The sequence below is a fragment of the Thermodiscus maritimus genome (assembly GCF_055382595.1).
In genome coordinates this window covers 749,453-767,742 of sequence record NZ_AP042434.1, presented here as the reverse complement: position 1 = coordinate 767,742, position 18,290 = coordinate 749,453, and the positions used below count along the sequence as shown (strand labels likewise).

The following is an 18,290-nucleotide window of genomic DNA, read 5'->3' as shown; positions in this document are numbered from 1 at the left end:
AAGAAAAAATAAGAATAGACACAGTACAAGTCAGCAGTACCGCTGGCGGTACCACCACTGTAACAATATATGTGACGAACCTTGGAAACGTAAACACGAATATCACATCAGCATACGTGCTAGACGGGCTAACAGGGACAGCCGTTTGCGGTGGTCCATTAACTTCAGTAGTTACGGTAAATGCAGGTGCAACTAATAGCGTAGACGTAACTTGTAGTAGTGGCTTAACCTCAGGCCATCCTTATATTGCTAAGGTTGTGACTCAGAATGGTGTAGAGGCTACGTATAACTTCAATGGTTAAAGTCTAAAATAACGATAAGCTTTTTCCCCTTCTCTATTTTACTCTTTTCTAAGGGGCTTAGTGGATGGAGACTGCTGCTCTGAACATAGTCAAAGAGTACGAGGTCTCCAAGTGGGTTAGGATTAGGATCGTTGAGACTAGCGAGGATAAGCTAGTATACCATATTATTGAGCCTCCTCTCAGCGAGGCGGCATCGAAGATTTACCATAAGGTTATGGAGATGGTGTTCGATGACGTTGAGTTGCTGGAGAGGTTTTATGAGGCCCCGGACTTCGAGGATGCATTATACTTGGCAAGGAAGCTTGTCGGCGAGTTGGCTTCCAGGTATATGAGTAGCCTACCCCTCTTCCTGGCCTCTAGGCTGGGTAAGGCGGGGAGGCTGTCTGATGAGGACTTGGATGCAGCCGCGTATTATGTTGCCCGTGATCTCGTCGGCTATGGTAGGCTGGATCCCCTGATTAGGGACCCTCATGTCGAGGATATTACTTGTGATGGCCTCAACCTCCCCATCTACGTTTTCCACTCCGAGTATGAGTGGTTGGAGACTAATCTCGTGTTTAGTGACCCGGTTGAGCTGGAGAGGATCGTTTACCGCCTCGCATATAAGGCTGGGGTCGAGCCCAGTACTGCCCAGCCAATTGTGGAGGGGGTGTTGAAGCCCGAGGGTTATAGGGTTCACATTGTCCTCGACGCGGTCTCCCCTAAGGGGCACACGTTTACTATTAGGAGGTTCAGAGAGGTCCCCTACACTGTCGTCGACCTTATGAGTAGGAGGATGATTGATCCTTGGCTTGCAGCCCTACTATGGTTGGCTGTGGAGAATAAGGTTGGCACTGTGATTTATGGTGTGACTGGGGCTGGAAAGACTACTCTCCTAAACGCGGTAGCAATGATGTTGCCTCCAGAGTATAAGATCGTTACGGTCGAGGATACTCCGGAGATAAACCTCCCCTTCCACGAGAACTGGGTTAGACTCGTTTCGAGGCGAAGCACTGATCCGAGTGTTCAGAATGTTACTCTTCAGACTCTTATTGAATCGGCTATGAGGCAGAGGCCGGAGGTATTGATTGTAGGCGAGATCCGGTCAGTCGAGGCATACACCTTCTTCCAGGCAGTAACAAGTGGGCATGGAGGGCTAACGACTATTCATGCGGAGAACGCTGTATCATTGATTAGGAGGCTGTCTTCGCCTCCTATGAATGTGCCGAAGAGCATTATATCTTCCGCTAGACTCTATGTTGGCGTATTGAGGACTACTAGGCAGGATCGGGTGATAAGGAGGGTTCTTAGGATTAACGAGGTTGTAGAGTACGATCCCGGCAAAGACGCTATCCAGTTGAAGGAGGTCGCGAGGTGGAGCAAGGAGGATGACGTGTGGAGGATATCCCAGCAGCCTAAGATTCTCGAGCATATAGCGGGGGTAAACGCTATACCCCTCGAAGATGTCCGCAATGACTTCTATATGAGAGCCGCTGTCATGGAGTACGCGTACCGTAAGAAATATGATATTGTCTCACTCCAAGTTCTAGTTAGGAGATATAGGAGGGAACCGGCTAAAGTATACGAAGAGGCGGTAAGAGCTATTGGCGGGCACAGAGAACCTCTATGGGGAGAGGGGGAGGTTATCATCGTTTAGGCTACTCTTGATTATAAATCGTCCGGTTTACAATTTAATCTATAAGTTTAAGTCTGACCTCTCCGATATAGTTGTTGGCTCAGGGATCTCCCCCAGCTTCTACAAGTACGCTGAGGCCACGTCTACACTAATAACAATATCAATGATACTCTTCGGATTAATCGTCTCCCTCTCCCTCTACCGGCTGCTCGGATGGCTCTCCATATTGTTAGGGATACTAGTGCCTATCACAATAGTATTGCCGATAGGTATTGCTCTAGCTATACAGTTGCCATCTATCCTCTACAAGAATAGGGGGAGCCTCCTAGAAGCAAAGTTCCCCCTATTCATAGCGGTATTCGCGACCCTCGCGTCATCGGGGGCCCCGCTGCACCTTGTGTTTAGGGAGCTCGAGCATCGACTCGATATAATCAAGCCCTTTACTCTCGAGGTAAAGCTTCTAAACTCTCTAGTAAGTCTTGGCTACAAGATTGACGAGGCTCTGCTGAGAGTCTCCAGGATAACGCCTTCAAAGTCTCTAAGGGAGACCCTTATCTCCTTGAGGCCCATTTCGAGGATCGGGGGAGACCCTTATACTGTTGTTTCCTCAATATTTAAGAGATATAATGAAGAGTATAGGCTTAAAGTTGAGAACGTAGTAAACACTCTGGGAATGATTATGGAGATATTTGTCGCATCAGCGCTCCTTGTACCGATAACACTAGTCACAATGACTATACTCGTAGCCATCATACCCGGATCTCTCTCAGCACAGATGCTGATCATTGCACTAATACTTGTAACGGCAATCGCCAGCATAGCAATCCTGATAATCGCCGATATGATTGTCTCGAGGATGAGATTATGAATCGCAGAGTAGTCACATCAACACTGGTAGGATTATTGTTTATAGTATTTGGAATTATGGTATTCATACTGCCCTCACTCCCGCGAGTCATGGCTGGAATGAATATCCCAAACGAGACAGTAGCCTCCCTAAATGAATCCATTAACAAGCTATGCTCGGCAGACCTATGCACGGTTAGCGCTGGGATAAGCCCTGAAAGGGTCCCCGTGGTCAGCAAAGGATTCATGCTATTATTCTCACTAGTAGTTACGGGATTATCGCTCTCCTCCTACTATTACTTGAAAGGGAGGCTGAGTAGATACGAGAAGCTTAGGAGGCAGGTAGTAGAGTTCCTACCTATAGTGGCCTCACTAGCCCAAACCAGGACTACCACCGTGGAGGTGCTGAAGATGGCCGCCAATCTAATGGAGGACCCTCTCCGTACCTATCTCTTAAGAATGGTGCACTTGATAACGCTGGGAGAGGACCCGGAGACTGCATCGAAGAGGGTGGCTCAGGATGCGCCTGTCGAGGTTAAAGCGGTCTTCGACGCTGTAGCTATTGGTGCGAAGAGCGGTGGCAGATTCGGAGAGGTCCTAGAGAGGTCCAACGAGTACTTTATGGAAGTGCTGCGAATGGAGAGGGCTGTGAAAGATAGGCTCTCCGAGTACAAGATGATAGCCCTCCTAGCATCACTAACCTTCATAGCAGCCTCCGTGGTAGCGTTGAAGCTCATCTCCTCCATAGTCTCTGGTATTGGGAGTCTGCCTTCCGCCTCACAGGTAAATGTTGGTGTCCTCGAGTCCGCCTTGTTTATAACGTCAGTTATAGTCTCGCTCATGTCCTCCCTAGTCGTGGGGAAGGTTATTGAGGGGCATACCTTGAAGGCTCTAAAGTATATCGGCATAACAATGCTGTTGAACGGACTAGCATTTAGCCTCTACCAATTCATAATATAAGGGTGGACGGGGAAATGCCCTCGGAACAAGTATCGGCACTACTAATGCTGTTGATAGTGATAGCAGCCTCAATAATAGTATACGGCTACGCCATAAACATCATACAGTCCAAGACGCAGGACCTCGAAAGGATAGCATGGGAGCAACAGTATACTAGTTCGCAGGATCTATCAAAGCTACTAGCCTACATAAACGGCACCCACCTAATAATAGGAGTATACACGGGCTTAAACCCCGTAGACCTGGAGAGAGTATACATAAACAACACCCTCCGCACCGACTGCACACTCATCTACCAGGGAGGGAGCAGGGCAACTATAACGTCAAGTGGCACCATAAGGATCCCCTCCTTTTCAGCGGCGAAGATAATCTGCCCCATAAACAAGGACTACGCCATATTCAAGATAACCTACATGGGGGGAGCAGTAGTTGGCGAGGCATCAAAGATATAGGCGGAGTAGGAGGGGGTTATCAGGGATATGGAGCGGAGTACTAGTAATACTAATACTGCTACTCACATCATCCTTCATATTCGTAGCCCTAGACTACATAGACAAAGCAACCACCACAGCACTGAACACGGTGAAGAGAGCGGGAGAGTCATGCTCAATCACGAGATCAATCACAGGCTACTGGAACTATAACGATACCACTGGAGAGGTTACAATCAATATAACAAACTACTACCTTGAAAGCATAACAATAGTGTCACTAGGATTCATAATAAACAATAGTGGAACCATACAGAACATCATAATCGACAAGTACAACGCCTCAACATACGGAATAACACTCCCCCAACCAGTCCCCCCAGGTGGAAAGAAGAGCATAACCCTTACACTGCCAGGAAAACCAATAACAGTCTCAATAGGAATATGGGGCAGCGGCCTCGCAACCCTGATAATCCCTCCAGGTAAAGGAATAGAGGCCGTGGGAGCAATAAACCTGCCAGAAGCTGTAGGGTTGGGAAATAGGCTATCACTCGAACTGGTAGAAAACAATACAATATACTACACAGATATGAACACTCTACCTAACGGCTGGATACAAAAGAGTGGGAGGTGGAGGTTGGCAACAGATCAAGGATATTGGGGGACAGGGGACAACGCGCTGAGAGCAAGACTAAACAGGCGAAACCCAGTTGCAATTTACGCATGGAATACGAGTTTAACCAGTTATAATAATTTTACTTTCTATACTAAGATAAAATTTAGTAGAGTGGATCCTGGCACAGTCGCGACAGTAAGGTTAAACGGAACATACATTTATGTGCTCTGGTTTTTCCCTTTCCCTATCCCCATCCGGATCATAGAGCCTTACTTCTACAATGTAAACGTAACCTCAGAAAATCTAACACTAGAACTCATGTACAGGTATAGGGGGACTTGGTATTACGACTATCTAGCTGTACCAATTAGTATAGCTCAAAATCAATGGTATAGTCTAGTTGTGAGTTTAAAGCAAGATAACAATAATAATATAGACGAGATTAGAGTCCAATTGTATGATTCGTCCACAGGTTCGTTATTAAATAGTATTAATGCTATTGCAGACTTTTCCAGTATTTCCACAAGTGTCATTTATCATGCTGTTGAAAATGCTTCGTTAATAGGCTGGCTAGATACAGGTATCACTCGTAGGCCGTTTAATCTGTATTTCGACGAGGTGCTGGTGTCTACGGGTAACACTTCAATAATAACATTTACTGGGACAAACCCGGGATGGCGGGTCTCCGTTGGTTATGGCGGTAGTATTATTGGAGAATCGGTTGCTTCGGGGACTTCTACTAATGTTGATGTTGTAAAAGATGCCGTCACGGCTATTAACGGCTATTCTGACGTTTGCGTCGCCACGGGTGCTAGTACGGTGTGTGTCACTAGCGATATACCTATACTAGGAGGAAATGTATATAGAATCGTAGTTTCTGGTGGCGTTGTATCTAGGAATTTGGTTAGCATATCTTCTTCTAGCAGGTAGAAGGGATACAGGCTAGCTTGAGGACGCCAGTTTCTCGAGTATGGTTGACTTGAATTTTTCCGGGTCCTTGTATATTAGGTTTATGAGCTCTTCTTCCATGTCCAGCATATTGAGCTTTAGGAGTATTGGGCGGAAGATTAAGACTCTAAGGGCGAACCTCACAGTGTCTTCGTCGTGGTAGAGCTGTCTGAGCATTTCGAGGATTTTAGAAGGATGTTGAAGTAATAGTTCTGTCACCCTTCTGCACTCCATCTTAAGGCATATTGCCTGTAATAGCGGATATTGTCCTACAGCTTTCCTTGCGAGGTATCTCTTGAGCTCCGATTCCAGCTCCCATGTAAGCTCCTCTGGAAGTTCGATGCTTCTCCTCATTACAACACCCCCTGAGTTAGCTTTTGCTTGGCATTGGCGAGGATATCGTGGACGCAGTTGTAGAGTTCTCTCTCAGTTATCTTATAGGGCTTCTTACCTCTTCTCCAGGCATTAATTACATATTCTTTATCTGATGCGGTGTCTTTAACTGTAAACTCTAATATAACGATATAACGTCTGCAATCGAAGCCTTAAAATAGTATAAATCGTCGTCAGTTTTACTTTTTGGTATTACCGACATTATTCCTCGGCATTTGAACCTGATAATTTTATCATAGTATTCTATAAAGTACTGCGGGTTATTCTTGGCTATGGTATCTAGTACTTCTAATCCGTGGTAGACTACTACGTCCGGCTTGAACTCTTCTATAAGTCTATTCTCTATGAACTGGAGCTTGCTTAGCGAGTGGGCGAAGGGATTGATGCTAGCGATCTTGACTTTTTCAGAGATAAGATTTGCAATAGTTTCATGGTTTACCCTATTTCATTAGTTATTCTTTTTACCATGTTAATTATTGCTTCTTCTGAATACTTATATGATATAAATAACACGCGAAAGCCGTTTAATATTAATGATAGCAGGAATGTAGCAACGGTTTCTGTTGGCCTAGCATAGGCAGGGTATGTTATGAAGACATTGTCGGTTTTACTAAGAACCCCCACTGCCTCTTCTAATATCCTGCATGGAGGTTTTATGTATATTTGTGACTCTCTGATCCTGCTTGGATTGCCGGGCTTGAGGATCTCTATGCCCTTATTCTCCACTATGTCGAAGGGGTACTCTACAATTGAGAGTGGAGAGCCGCGTGCCTTTCTGATTTCCAAAATTCTCTCCATTAATCTATTTGTTATTCTTGTTTTCAATATTATAAAGGCATCTGCGACAAAATCCACATCACCTAATTCAACAGTCTCATCTCCAAACCGTATCTCCCCTATACCTATAACAAGCCCGTTGAGGATCTCAGCAAGCCTGTAGACGTAGTTCTGAAGCCATGCTCTAACCTTGCCTTGGTCTTCTAATAGTTTGAAGAGTGCTGTTATCGAGTCGATAACAACAACCCTGTATCCTCCGGAGATAGCTATTTTTGGATTTCCGAGAAAACATCCTCTACCGTGTCAACCATTGGAGCCTCAATTATTTTAATACTTCTGTTATCGATAAGTTTTTGCAGATTGAAGCCTAGTAGATTAGCCACCCTTACAAGCTTGCTGGCAGGCTCTTGAAGCGTTAGGTAGAGACACTTGTGGCCCAGCATTATATTCCTATAGCAAGCTGACAGTGCCAAGGTTGTTTTACCGGCTCCAGGATGTCCCGCTATAATCACAAGGCTTGGAGGCCTCAGAGAGTCACTTAATGTTTCATCTAAGCTTTCATTACCAATTGAATATCTTATTGAACTATTTGACATTTTATCCACCATATTCCCCCCCTTTCAGTATAGGAATAGAAGTAATGGAGCCTTATCTAGATTCAATTCATGTATTGGTTTAGATGTCTCATCATAAGCATGAAAGTGTTATAATTCACTCTTTTAGGTCTTTTATGGAAGAGTACTTGAGACTGGTGAAATGCACGGTGGCTTGCAATATTATTGAGTATCCTGGAAGGAAGCCGAGGGTCAGCGATTCAGCCTATATAGACCCCATGGCTAGAGTTATGGGCGATGTCTATGTTGGTGAAGATGTAGTCATACTATTCGGCTCGATTGTTAGGGGCGATGATGACAGCGTTTACATTGGAGGGAAAACTGCTGTGTTGGAGAACTCCCTTATCGAGGCTCCAAAGGGCTACCCGGTGAGGATCGGGGAGAGTGTACTCATCAGTCATGGAGCGATAGTCCATGGCGCCACTGTTGAGTCGGGCTCTCTTATCGGGATAGGTGCGATCGTCCTAAATGGGGCTAGGGTTGGAAGGGAGGCGGTAGTCGCTGCTGGCGCCGTAGTGCCGCCCGGGAAGGAGGTTCCGGAGAGGACTATTGTTGCGGGGGTTCCGGCTAGGCCTGTTCGGCGAGTTACAGACAGGGATCTGGAGGAGGTTAGGAGCGAGCTCGAGGCTGTGCATAGGAAGAGCGCTGTTTATAGGAGAATTCTCCCCCGGCTGTGCTGAAGGTTAACCGAACACTTTCCCCTTAAAATGAATAAATGGTAGAGGTAGTCTAGTATATTGAGCATATTTTTATATCGGTAATAATCTTAATGTAGCAAGGTGCCGCATAATAGTTTCCAGCAAGGCGCGAAGGAGGGAGAAGCTCTTATCCGGCCTATTAATTGTAGCAGTTACTCTGACTCTCGCCATAGTATTTCGTGAGGAGTTATCGTTTAACATGGACCTATATGCTCTCAGCGTAGTGAGTATGCTTCTTGCCTCCAGTGCCCTCATAGCAGAGCCTCTCTCTGTAGCACCTGCTATCGTGGAGATTGTGCTTGGCGTAATTGCGGGCGCTCTTGGAGTGCCTGCGACCTCATCAGTTAATCTTCTGGGCCTCGTAGGTAGTGTTTTCATAATGTATATGGCGGGATTAGAGATTGATGCATCACTACTCCGCAGGATACTGTTCCAGAGCCTCATAGCGGGCCTTGCCAGCTTTATCGCTCCAGCAGTATTCTCTTATGCGGTGCTAACGCTTATTGGTTATAGTAGTAGGGAGGCTCTTCTAGCCTCAATTGGAACTGCGACGACGAGCGTTGCTGTTGTTTACGCTATTATTAGGAGGAGGGCGATAAGCAGGCTTCCCATGGGCCAGTTGGTGCTGGCTACCGCTATGGTTGCTGATGTTACCAGCATACTAGTATTTGTATTAATCGAGACGGGCTTAACTGTCCACGTCATAGTATACTTTATCGGCGTCTTCATCGCTGTCCTGATTCTATCACGTTTCTTGGAGTGGGTGGCTGGAGGCGAGCACGAGGTCGAGTTGAGGCTTATATTATCGTTTCTAACCGCTGCCGCTTTGGTTAGTGAGTATATGGGGGCGCATGCAATCCTTTTCGCATTCCTCCTCGGAGTGGCGACAAGGAAGACTATTTCAAGACACAGGCTCCTGAACGACAAGCTCTCGGCCCTGACTTTCGGACTCCTAGCTCCAATATTCTTCGTTGACGCGGGGCTTCACGCTGCTCCAGAACACTTTATCCTATACGCTGAACTCGCGCTGCTCTTAACGGTAGTGACACTGCCTTCAAAGATACTTGCAACCCACTATACTCTCCGTATTCTAGCCGGGCGGAGGATTAGGTTGAGGCTTTCATCAGTGTTCGGTGCAAGGTTAACAGTTTCAACGGTCATAGCCTTCACGGGGGAGGCCACTGGGGCTTTATCCAAGGACCTGGCTGGTGCAGTTATAATATCAGCGCTGATAGCTACAATAGCCTCTGCATTAATCGCTGGAGCACCTATGACGGAGGAGGCCTGAGACTCTAGTTCCCAGCGTGGTAATTTTATATGGGAAAAAGACCTGTTGATCAGTAAAAAAGTTTTGAGATTTAATATAATATTTGGGCTACTCTGGAAGAACCGTCCTCCCGGCCGCTTCGTTGATTATTATGGCGGCAGAGGTGTAGATCGCAGAGGCCCCCGTCAGCACGCCCCATGCGCCGGCGAACTTTAGGAGGCTAGAGCTATTCGTTGCATCAGCTGCAGCTAATAGGAAGAACAATATCGTTAGTAGTGCGAGTACTACTGTGACAGCCCTCGCTTTTAGTGCTGCCGCACCAACCGCCATGTAGAGAGTGAATATTCCCCACAGAGCCATCCAAGCCGCTATCTCAGAGGCTGAGGATTCGAAGACTCCAGTGTTTTCCAGGAGTATCGCTAGGGCAAGCCCGATCCAGAATAGACCGTAGGATGAGAAGGCTGTACCGCCGAAGGCGTTGTTCCTCCTGAACTCAATAATGCCCGCGATAACCTGGGCCATCCCACCGTACATGAAGCCATATGCGAGTGTGAGGCCGGCAGTGGGTAGCGTCCCCATATTGTGTAGGCTTAGGGCGACTGTTGTGAGGCCGAAGCCTGCGAGGCCTAGGGCGGCGGGATTACCCCAGATGGCCTGGTTTTCGCTCATGGACTTATCCACCCCTCATTAGCTTCTTGAACTCCTCTACAGCCTTCTTCACTTCCTCTACCGCGTTGGGATCCTCTAAGGTGCTGGTGTCTCCTATCGGTCTTCCCTCAAGTAAGGCGATGATGATCCTCCTCATGATCTTACCGCTCCTCGTCTTAGGTAGCTTGCTGACGAATAGGATCTTGGCAGGTACAGCTATGGGCCCTATTATACGCTTCACTGTCTCCTTGAGTTCTTCCTCCAGCTGGGGAGTGGGCTGGTATCCTTCCTTCAAGACAACGACCGCCACGGGCACTTGTCCTTTTACGGGGTCGGGGGCGCCGACTACCGCTGCCTCGCTGACGGCGGGGTGCGATAGGAGAGCATCTTCCAGCTCTATCGTTCCGAGCCTGTGACCTGCAACGTTCATAACCTCATCTGCCCTGCCTAGTAGCCAGAAGTAGCCGTCGCTGTCCTTCACAGCATAGTCGGCGGGGTAGTATATCCATATCCCCTTGTCGGGTTTGCTGAACATTGACCAGTAGGTTCTTACATACCTGTCGGGATCGCCCCATACTCCCATGAGCATTCCAGGCCATGGCTTCTTTATGACTAATAGTCCCTTTTCTCCAGGGCTGGCGGGCTGGCCGTCCATCCTGAAGACGTCTGCGACTATCCCGGGTAGGGGGAACGTAGCGCTGCCAGGCTTCAATGGGACAAGGCTTATCCCTGGGGCGGGGGAGATCATCGCCGCCCCGGTCTCGGTTTGCCACCAGGTGTCAACTATTGGAGCCCTCTTCTTCCCTATCTTCTCATAGTACCAGCGCCACACTTCAGGGTTTATCGGTTCTCCGACAGTGCCTAGTATTCTTATGGAGTCGAATGTGTATGGCTTGAGCCACTCGTCTCCATACTTCCTCAGGAGGCGGAGTAGTGTAGGGCTGGTGTAGAAGGTTGTGACATCGTATCTCTCTATCATCTCCCATATGCGGTCAGGCCTAGGATAGTTTGGTGCTCCCTCGTACATAACCTGGCTTACGCCGTTCATTAGGGACCCGTAGACTATGTAGGTGTGCCCTGTTATCCATCCGATGTCGGCGGCGCACCAGTATACGTCGGCTGGCTGGGGGTCCCAGTTCCACTTGAAGACATGATATATGTAGGTCATGTATCCTCCTACGCTGTGCATTACCCCCTTAGGCTTACCTGTGGTGCCGCTCGTATAGAGTATGAATAGTACGTCGTCAGCCTTCCTTGGCTCTGGCTTTACGTATGCCTTGAGGGGAGCCTCCTTCATCAGCTCATGGTACCATGCGTCCCTCTCAGGGTTCCACTTTATATCAACGCCAGCCCTCTTCACCACGATTACCTTCTCTACCTTCACGCCGTTCTCGGCTGCCAGTGCGATTGCGTTGTCAGCCGCCTCCTTCAGCTTGATAACTTTTCCACGCCTGTAGAATCCGTCGGCTGTTATCAGGATCTTCGCTTTAGCATCAACGATCCTGTCTGCTAATGCTTGGGAGCTGAAGCCCGAGAATACGACGCTGTGGATTGCGCCAATTCTTGTCAGGGCGAGCATCGATATTGGCAGCTCCGGTATCATGGGCAGGTATAAGGTGACTGTGTCTCCCGGCTTTATCCCTAGTTGGTGCTTTAGGACCCAGGCGAACCTGTTGACCTCCCAGTAGAGCTCGCGGTACGAGATTGTCCTTGTATCTCCCGGCTCTCCCTCCCAGTAGTATGCAACCTTGTTGGCTGTGGGAGTGGTGATCCACTTGTCTAGAGCGTTTAGGTTGATGTTCGTCTCTCCACCCTTGAACCATCGATAGAATGGTGGGTTGGAATCATCTAGTACCTTGTCCCACGTCTTATACCAGATTAGTTCTCTAGCCTTCTCGTCCCAGAACTTCTCAATGTCCTCGATGCTCTTCTGGTAATAGTCGAGGTATGCCTCGAGGCTGGGAGTATACTTCTCGGAGAAGGGGAGTGCTTCTTCAGACAATATCCCACCCTTGTGGGTCATTAATATTGATTGGGCTAGTTCAATATATAAGGATTTATTGGAAAACTCTATAGACTGAAACAATCAAATAATTAATTCATATATATATTACATATATTAAACAATAATCGATATAGGCGCTCACAAGAGACTCTAAAAACGGGAGAATAATTGTAATGATGCCAGACACCATAGAATGCATAATAGACTCGCACGTCCATCTGCCAATCAATCCACCGCTAACTCCAAATATCCTAATGAAGGAAATTCAAAAAACAGGTATAAAAGCGGCAGTAATCCTGGGTATGCCAGCCGTAAAGAGCCTACTAGATAATCTCAGCCACGAGCAGGTTAGAAGGGAGCACGAGAGGGTGCAGGGATTCATCTCAAAATACCACCACAACCCCTGGGAGTTCCATCCCGACTCCCTCCTGGTAGCAACTTTGAGGTTAATCTCAAGCTACGGCAGGCTCTGCAGCTACAAGCCGGCAGGTGATAATTATAGAGTGCTGGCGGCAGCTGATCTGACGAAGAACCCAGATGAGCTAGCTAGAGAATTAGAAAAATATGCTACGAGAGGGTTCGCCGGGTTCAAAGTGATATCTACAATCTTCATGAAATACTTAGATGATCCCAGCGTTGAGGCCGTCTTCGAAGTGGCGGAGTCTAGGAATCTGCCGATTGTAGTACATGCCGGCTGCGATCCTGGGGTATGGGAGCTGCCCGGATACTGTAAGTATGGGGACCCATCACGCCTCCAGCCTTTAATAGATTCCCACAGGGATGTAACTGTTATCATCGCCCATATTGGGAGCTACAGCTATCTCGCCCCAGGAGTGTTTCTTGAAGAGACGCTCGAACTCGTGAAAAGGTATGGCAACATCTACGTTGACACTAGCGCAGTCCCCCCCCACTATCATACGGGCTGCTGCCGGTGTGATTCCACCTGATAGGATGGTGTTTGGAAGCGACTACCCGGTAGTTGATAATGTAGATATACCATTATTCATAACAGATGTGTATAGGGCTCTGAGAAGCGCGGGCTACTCCATCCGGGATGTGAATAAAGTTTTTTGGGAGAACTCATCAAATATATTCGGGTTAAGGTGTTGAATCTTGGATGTGGATTGCCAACAAGTAGTTGTTAATCATGATAAGATTGGCAGGATCACTGTCAGGAGGGGGACGCCGTACGATAAGAAGAAGCTCGAGAATTTCCTGGAAAGGCTTAGCGAGGAATCCATATATCACAGGTTCTTCCGGCTCATAAAAGACTATAAGAGCGTTGTAGATAAGATGTTCAGCGATGAAACAAGACTTTGCCTCCTAATAGAAAGGGAGGGCGAGGTCATCGGTTGCGCCGAGGTCTACAAGACCATTTGGCCCGATGTGGGAGAGCCCGCCGTTGCGATTCTAGACGATTATCAGGGAATGGGGTTAGGGACCCTACTAGTCTTCCTCCTAGCACTCTGCTCGTACAAGATCGGAGTCAAGAGGTTTAGAGCGTATATTTTCAAGGAGAACCTGCCAGCACTCAGGATAGCTATGAAGTTATCCCATAGGATAATAGACGACTACGGAGACTCTATCCTCATAGAGATGGATCTTGAGAACAGCGTAGCCCAGATACGTGACTATCTAGCGAGCCGACTAAGCCCGTCTAGACAAGAGGGCTAATACTAGAAGCAGTCATCCATTAGCCCTGCCAGGCGGAGGCTCGGTAAAGGCCAATCCGCTCATGCAGCTATCGCCGATAGCTGGTACATCATCGCCTCCATCTCCAGGAGGATTCTACTGTGGAAACATATAACGTTAATACGTCCCTGAGCGGGTTTCGGTTATAGGAGGCAGAGCTTGAGCAGTCTAAGGAGGGCGGTCGTGGATACGGCCCTCATAACTCCATCAGGCGCTTTAAGCCCGGGGCCATTATCTGCTTCCGCGATAGCAGCGGGCGCTGCCCTCGGAATACTGGGGGGAGTTTTGGTAGCGGTTGGCCACCTTCTAGTAGAGCTACCATACTATATTCTTCTAATCCTCGTTATGGGGGCTGTCGAGTCGAGGCTCGAGAGGATTAGGAGACTCCTTGACCTAGTGGCTGGTGGCTTCATGCTGTTCTTTTCAATCCTCTTAGTTGAGGCTGGCGTGGAACTCTATAATGGGCTCCCACTGCATGGTTCCGGCATAGTCTCTAGCCCCCTCACAGCCGTTATTACAGGGGCGGTTTTGACCGGTGCTAATGCCTACTTCCTGGCATGGTGGTTTACCGTGGGGAAGCCTATAATTGACCAGGCTAGGCGGGTTGGATGGGGCGGGGCTTCAGTGGTATATCTTGTCCACTATTCCTACGACCTGGGATGGCTTGCGCTTCTAGCGGGTCTAGGAGGGCTAGCCGGGGTTGCTGGGAGGATTATCCTCGCACCCCTCATGTTTATCCTAGCAGCAGTACTCGGCTATTATGGTATCAAGATGATATCGAGGGTATTCCTCGGTAAGGTTTAAACCCCACATTATATTCTACCCGTAACGGTGGAACTTGATTATGGCTCGCAGCTCGAGGGTGATTCGTGCCGTCTCCGCAGTCGGCGTGATTGCTTCCATCGCATACTTGCTAGCCGCATTCATATACTTAGCATTGGATAAGCCAAAAATCCATGCTAGGTTCATGCTCTATGGAGCCCTTGTACTGTTCCCCTACTCGGTGTCTCTCGCCTACGTTTCAAGTGTTGCGAAGAAGAGAGTTCCCAGCCTGATCCCCCTCACGGTGGGCAACATACTCTTGCTCCCGCTACCCGTGCTGTGGCTGTACGGTGTCAGCGATTCCTTCCTAGAGGGTATTCTCATAATTGCCGGACTCTTAGGCGTTCCATCAGCTTTCCTAGTTGCCAGAGAGAGGAAGGCCTCTGTCAAACTTAGCCTGGAGCTGGTGGGTTTAACCTATACCATTATGGCTGTTTCGGCGGCTTCCGCAGTCGTATCGACGGGGCTACTATTCCATGACCATGCATTGGCCCTAGTATATGCATTCCCATTACCCCTCGTCTACAGCGTCACAGTCAACGCCTTCCCGGCAACCTTTAAGGACCAGCCGAGCAAGAGGGCCTCCTACCTCCTACCACTACTAAGCCTGGTCTCAGCCATCCTCGTGCTACGAGGGAATGTTTTGTGGGCTAACATTGTATTCGCTTTAACCCTACTCCTATACATTTACGCGGCGAGACTCTATCGGATCCCGAGATACAAGGCCTTTCTAGATAACCTACCCGAAGGACCCGGCAGGGATGGACTCGCATACTTCTTATGGGGTCACTTGGCAGTATTAGTACTATCAGCAATCATTGTAGCCTACATGTTTCTGGGCGGAAGCATGTGCTCTAGCCTCTGCATCCTCCACCTGCTAGCATTAGGATTCACATCCCTCCACGTATGGATACATGGTCCAATGATGCTGCCCGTCATACTGGGGATGAAGCATAGGAGGAGATTCAATACATCACCCTATGCACTCCTACTCTTAGCCACGTTAGCATTCCCCTTCTCCGGTATCGCAGCGTTCTCTCTCTACATATTGTCGCTTGCAGCCGCATTGCTTATCGTGGTCTAGCCTATTGGACGCGCAGAAACCCGTTAGACCCCGGGTATGAGGAGGTTGGTGGGAGGATTACCCGTCGACCACCTTCACAGTGAAGGCTTCCTGTACTCCCTGACTCCTGGGAGCCTCTGGCTTCTTGGGGGCCTCCTTGGCCTGGATGCCTGTACCGCTGGCTAGCTCTAGGGTCTTGGAGAGCTTGTCCAGCACCTGTTTTGCCTCCTCCTTCTCCTTGGTGAATGCATCCTTCAGCTTCCTCAGGTGGCTTATTCCCTGCTCGAACTGCCTCTCGCCTACTTCACCGGAGAAGTAGGTCATCTGGAGTATCGCCATCGCTCTTGCAACGTGCATGTTCTGGACATCTATCTTCTCGATCCTCTTCTTGATCTCTGCTTCTACCTCCTTAGCCTTCATCTTCAGCCTTTTTATCTGGTCGGTGAGCTTTCTCTCCAGCTCCTTTAGGACCTCGCCGGGTATGTCTCCCTTCGCAGCCATCTCCTCAACTGCCCTCTTCCTCTTGTAGCTCCTGTCCAGGCTGTCTATGACCTTGATGGCCTGGTACTTCCACTCCGGGATCACAGTGATTCTTCCGTCCGCCACCTTGATCCTGTCGCCTGCTACCTTCTCAAGGCTGAGGTCCTCTACTTTAACCTCTATGTACTCAACGTTTCCCTCAGCGTCGGCGCTGACACTTACTAGCACTCCTACTTCTCTCCCGTACTCGTCGTATACCGTCCTCCCAATGCTCCCGGAGATCTCCTCTATCTTCAACAAGACTCATCCACCACTCTGGTATTACACTAGTATAGACGGTATAAAGGGGGGATAGGGATGAGACACCATGCAGTACCCTATAACATGAACTCCCCGACATACTAAACTGATCGGTGCATACCCCATGAGTCTAGACAAGTGGGCTAAGAACTGGAAGGGACCTGGCAAGAGGGAGACGATTGGGGAGAAGGTGAAGAACCTGATAAACCCGCCTGGACCCGTGAGGCACCAGGTGGTAAATGCTGTATACAGGCTCACCAGCCAGATACACAAGCTAGACTACAGCCTATCCAAGCTACAGGCCTACGATAAGCAGCTCTTCGAGAAGACTGTTAACGCACTCATAGAGGGAGATAAGACCAAGGCAAGGATGTACGCGAACGAGGTGGCAGAGATAAGGAAGATGGCGAAGATAATACTAACCGTGAGGCACACGCTGGAGAGGGTGAAGATCAGGCTAGACACCTTCCTCATAGTAGGAGACGTGCAGGCGAACCTAGCCCCAGCAGTAGTGGCCCTCAAGGGTGTTGCAGGCTACCTAAAGGGAATGATGCCCGACGTGTTCGCCGAGCTCATGGATATAGATGAGGCTCTCCAGGCTACAATGATGCAGACCGCAGTAGCAGCGCCTGGAATGATCGGAGGAGATATAGTCACAGAGGAGGCGCAGAAGATACTCAAGGACGCCGCAATCGTCGCGGAGCAGAGGCTCAAGCAGAACTTCCCAGAGCTACCAGTCATCGAAGGCATACCCGGCCAGACTGGAGCGCAGCAGGCGAGCATCGAGGAGGGCAAGTAGCCCCCTCAACCCTCCTCTTACCCTCTAATCACCCAGGGCTTTTAGAATACCCCATAGCTCGGAAAGGATCCTTCAAGCATACCTTAATAGAGGCTCCTCTAACGGCTTACTCTCTGGGTAAGCAGTCTTGAAGAAGCTTAAGGGAAGCACTAGTATACTACGAGGAAGCCCTGCTACACTTATCTACGAGGACTCCGACACCGTTTATATTGTGGACCCGGGTCATGGCTCTAAGAGGGCTAAGCAGCTCAGAAAAATCCTGGAAAAACTGGGGAAGCCTGCAGCCTTCCTTATAACCCATTATCACAGTGATCACCTAGAAGCCCTATCACACAATATAGGAGTACCCTTCAAGATCACCGCCACATACATGGACTCTCCTGGAATAGAGTATCCAGTCTACAGGATCGGAATGACGTTCGGGGCACCGCTTGAGTCGTGGGAGGATGCAATGCTCTATAAGGCTCCCGCATTGAGAGTCGATGAGAAGATAAAGTGCGGGGACAGCGTTGGCCCCCTCAAGACGATACACCTACCCGGCCACACGCCTGGCCAGATAGGAGTCCTAACACCAGACAACGTATTATACGCTGCCGACGCAGTCTTCGGGGAAAGGGTTCTCGAAAACTACCTGGCACCATACCATAGAGACCCATGCACTGCACTAGAAAGCCTACACAGGCTACTAGACGTGGACTTCGATATACTAGTACCAGGTCACGGCCCGGTGCTTGAGAGGGCTGAGGCAGAGAAGCTTATTCAGTTAAACATCAGGGTCCTAGAAGACTTCCAGGCAAAGTTGATCGAGTACTCTGCGAGTGGTAGCACCTATCAAGCCATACTCGAAAAGGTGATGGATGGGAGGAGCCCGGGATCACCAGGCCTCTATATGCTGGTAGAGCAGGCCGTCAGGGGAGGACTCACCTGCCTAGCCGGACGCGGGAAGTTAACGCTCGATACAACAGTTAATCCTCCACTCTGGAAGGCAGAGTCGAGTAGGGAGGCGTAAGGGTG

The 18,290-nt window shown here is 48.9% G+C and carries 18 protein-coding genes and 1 pseudogene; 13 read left to right on the top strand and 6 right to left on the bottom strand.

All coding sequences use genetic code 11. The features are described 5' to 3' along the window. The first annotated feature begins 366 nt into the window (after positions 1 to 366). Genes ACZ47H_RS04155 through ACZ47H_RS04135 form a run of 5 tightly spaced genes read left to right on the top strand, consistent with a single transcriptional unit; the run spans position 367 to position 5,700 of the window. Positions 367 to 1,938 carry a type II/IV secretion system ATPase subunit gene (locus ACZ47H_RS04155; protein ID WP_464932438.1) on the top strand — a complete coding sequence of 524 codons (1,572 nt, stop codon included), beginning with the start codon at positions 367 to 369 and terminating at the stop codon, positions 1,936 to 1,938. Next, positions 1,886 to 2,785, top strand: coding sequence for a type II secretion system F family protein (locus ACZ47H_RS04150; RefSeq protein ID WP_464932437.1), 900 nt, complete (start codon positions 1,886 to 1,888; stop codon positions 2,783 to 2,785). Before ACZ47H_RS04155 ends, ACZ47H_RS04150 begins: the two co-directional genes overlap by 53 nt. Further along, complete coding sequence (locus ACZ47H_RS04145) at positions 2,782 to 3,723, top strand: type II secretion system F family protein (RefSeq protein WP_464932436.1); 942 nt, start codon at positions 2,782 to 2,784, stop codon at positions 3,721 to 3,723. The genes ACZ47H_RS04150 and ACZ47H_RS04145 overlap by 4 nt, the downstream gene beginning before the upstream one ends. A 14-nt stretch (positions 3,724 to 3,737) precedes the next feature. Beyond that, entirely contained in the window at positions 3,738 to 4,175 is a 438-nt protein-coding gene (locus ACZ47H_RS04140; protein ID WP_464932435.1) for a hypothetical protein, read from the top strand. Next, positions 4,153 to 5,700 carry a hypothetical protein gene (locus ACZ47H_RS04135; RefSeq protein WP_464932434.1) on the top strand — a complete coding sequence of 516 codons (1,548 nt, stop codon included), beginning with the start codon at positions 4,153 to 4,155 and terminating at the stop codon, positions 5,698 to 5,700. Before ACZ47H_RS04140 ends, ACZ47H_RS04135 begins: the two co-directional genes overlap by 23 nt. 12 nt (positions 5,701 to 5,712) lie before the next feature. Here ACZ47H_RS04135 and ACZ47H_RS04130 read toward each other — a convergent pair whose 3' ends face one another. From ACZ47H_RS04130 to ACZ47H_RS04120, 3 genes are all read right to left on the bottom strand, one after another. Next, entirely contained in the window at positions 5,713 to 6,072 is a 360-nt protein-coding gene (locus tag ACZ47H_RS04130; protein ID WP_464932433.1) for a hypothetical protein, read from the bottom strand. Between the two features lie 474 nt (positions 6,073 to 6,546). Next, positions 6,547 to 7,152 carry an RAD55 family ATPase gene (locus tag ACZ47H_RS04125; RefSeq protein ID WP_464933949.1) on the bottom strand — a complete coding sequence of 202 codons (606 nt, stop codon included), beginning with the start codon at positions 7,150 to 7,152 and terminating at the stop codon, positions 6,547 to 6,549. 2 nt (positions 7,153 to 7,154) lie between these two features. Then, complete coding sequence (locus ACZ47H_RS04120; RefSeq protein WP_464933948.1) at positions 7,155 to 7,484, bottom strand: RAD55 family ATPase; 330 nt, start codon at positions 7,482 to 7,484, stop codon at positions 7,155 to 7,157. Between the two features lie 167 nt (positions 7,485 to 7,651). On the opposite strand from ACZ47H_RS04120, the gene ACZ47H_RS04115 reads away from it, so the two are divergent. Continuing rightward, entirely contained in the window at positions 7,652 to 8,182 is a 531-nt protein-coding gene (locus ACZ47H_RS04115; RefSeq protein WP_464932432.1) for a gamma carbonic anhydrase family protein, read from the top strand. Positions 8,183 to 8,399: 217 nt separating this feature from the next. Continuing rightward, positions 8,400 to 9,488 carry a cation:proton antiporter gene (locus ACZ47H_RS04110; protein ID WP_464932431.1) on the top strand — a complete coding sequence of 363 codons (1,089 nt, stop codon included), beginning with the start codon at positions 8,400 to 8,402 and terminating at the stop codon, positions 9,486 to 9,488. A gap of 87 nt (positions 9,489 to 9,575) precedes the next feature. Here the strand turns inward: ACZ47H_RS04110 and ACZ47H_RS04105 are convergent, their stop codons facing one another. Next, on the bottom strand, positions 9,576 to 10,136 hold the full coding sequence (locus tag ACZ47H_RS04105; protein ID WP_464932430.1) for an acetate uptake transporter: 561 nt from the start codon (positions 10,134 to 10,136) through the stop codon (positions 9,576 to 9,578). Between the two features lie 4 nt (positions 10,137 to 10,140). Continuing rightward, on the bottom strand, positions 10,141 to 12,138 hold the full coding sequence (gene acs / locus ACZ47H_RS04100) for an acetate--CoA ligase (protein ID WP_464932429.1): 1,998 nt from the start codon (positions 12,136 to 12,138) through the stop codon (positions 10,141 to 10,143). A 155-nt stretch (positions 12,139 to 12,293) separates the two neighbouring features. Here acs and ACZ47H_RS04095 point away from each other — a divergent pair. From ACZ47H_RS04095 to ACZ47H_RS04080, 4 genes and pseudogenes are all read left to right on the top strand, one after another. Then, positions 12,294 to 13,230 (top strand): annotated as a pseudogene (locus ACZ47H_RS04095) (amidohydrolase family protein). A gap of 9 nt (positions 13,231 to 13,239) precedes the next feature. Then, positions 13,240 to 13,794, top strand: coding sequence for an N-acetyltransferase family protein (locus tag ACZ47H_RS04090; RefSeq protein ID WP_464933947.1), 555 nt, complete (start codon positions 13,240 to 13,242; stop codon positions 13,792 to 13,794). A 177-nt stretch (positions 13,795 to 13,971) separates the two neighbouring features. Beyond that, positions 13,972 to 14,616: a LysE family transporter gene (locus ACZ47H_RS04085; protein WP_464932428.1), complete on the top strand. Its 645-nt coding sequence runs from the start codon at positions 13,972 to 13,974 to the stop codon at positions 14,614 to 14,616. Positions 14,617 to 14,656: 40 nt separating this feature from the next. Then, a complete protein-coding gene (locus ACZ47H_RS04080; RefSeq protein ID WP_464932427.1) occupies positions 14,657 to 15,718 on the top strand; it encodes a hypothetical protein in 1,062 nt (353 codons plus the stop codon). A gap of 57 nt (positions 15,719 to 15,775) precedes the next feature. Here the strand turns inward: ACZ47H_RS04080 and ACZ47H_RS04075 are convergent, their stop codons facing one another. Next, positions 15,776 to 16,474, bottom strand: coding sequence for a CdvA-like protein (locus ACZ47H_RS04075; RefSeq protein WP_464932426.1), 699 nt, complete (start codon positions 16,472 to 16,474; stop codon positions 15,776 to 15,778). A 127-nt stretch (positions 16,475 to 16,601) separates the two neighbouring features. Between ACZ47H_RS04075 and ACZ47H_RS04070 the strand changes: the two genes are divergently transcribed. Together ACZ47H_RS04070 and ACZ47H_RS04065 are read left to right on the top strand one after the other, a co-directional pair. After that, positions 16,602 to 17,276: a Snf7 family protein gene (locus tag ACZ47H_RS04070; protein WP_464932425.1), complete on the top strand. Its 675-nt coding sequence runs from the start codon at positions 16,602 to 16,604 to the stop codon at positions 17,274 to 17,276. 127 nt (positions 17,277 to 17,403) lie between these two features. Beyond that, on the top strand, positions 17,404 to 18,285 hold the full coding sequence (locus ACZ47H_RS04065; protein WP_464932424.1) for an MBL fold metallo-hydrolase: 882 nt from the start codon (positions 17,404 to 17,406) through the stop codon (positions 18,283 to 18,285). Positions 18,286 to 18,290 lie beyond the last annotated feature (5 nt).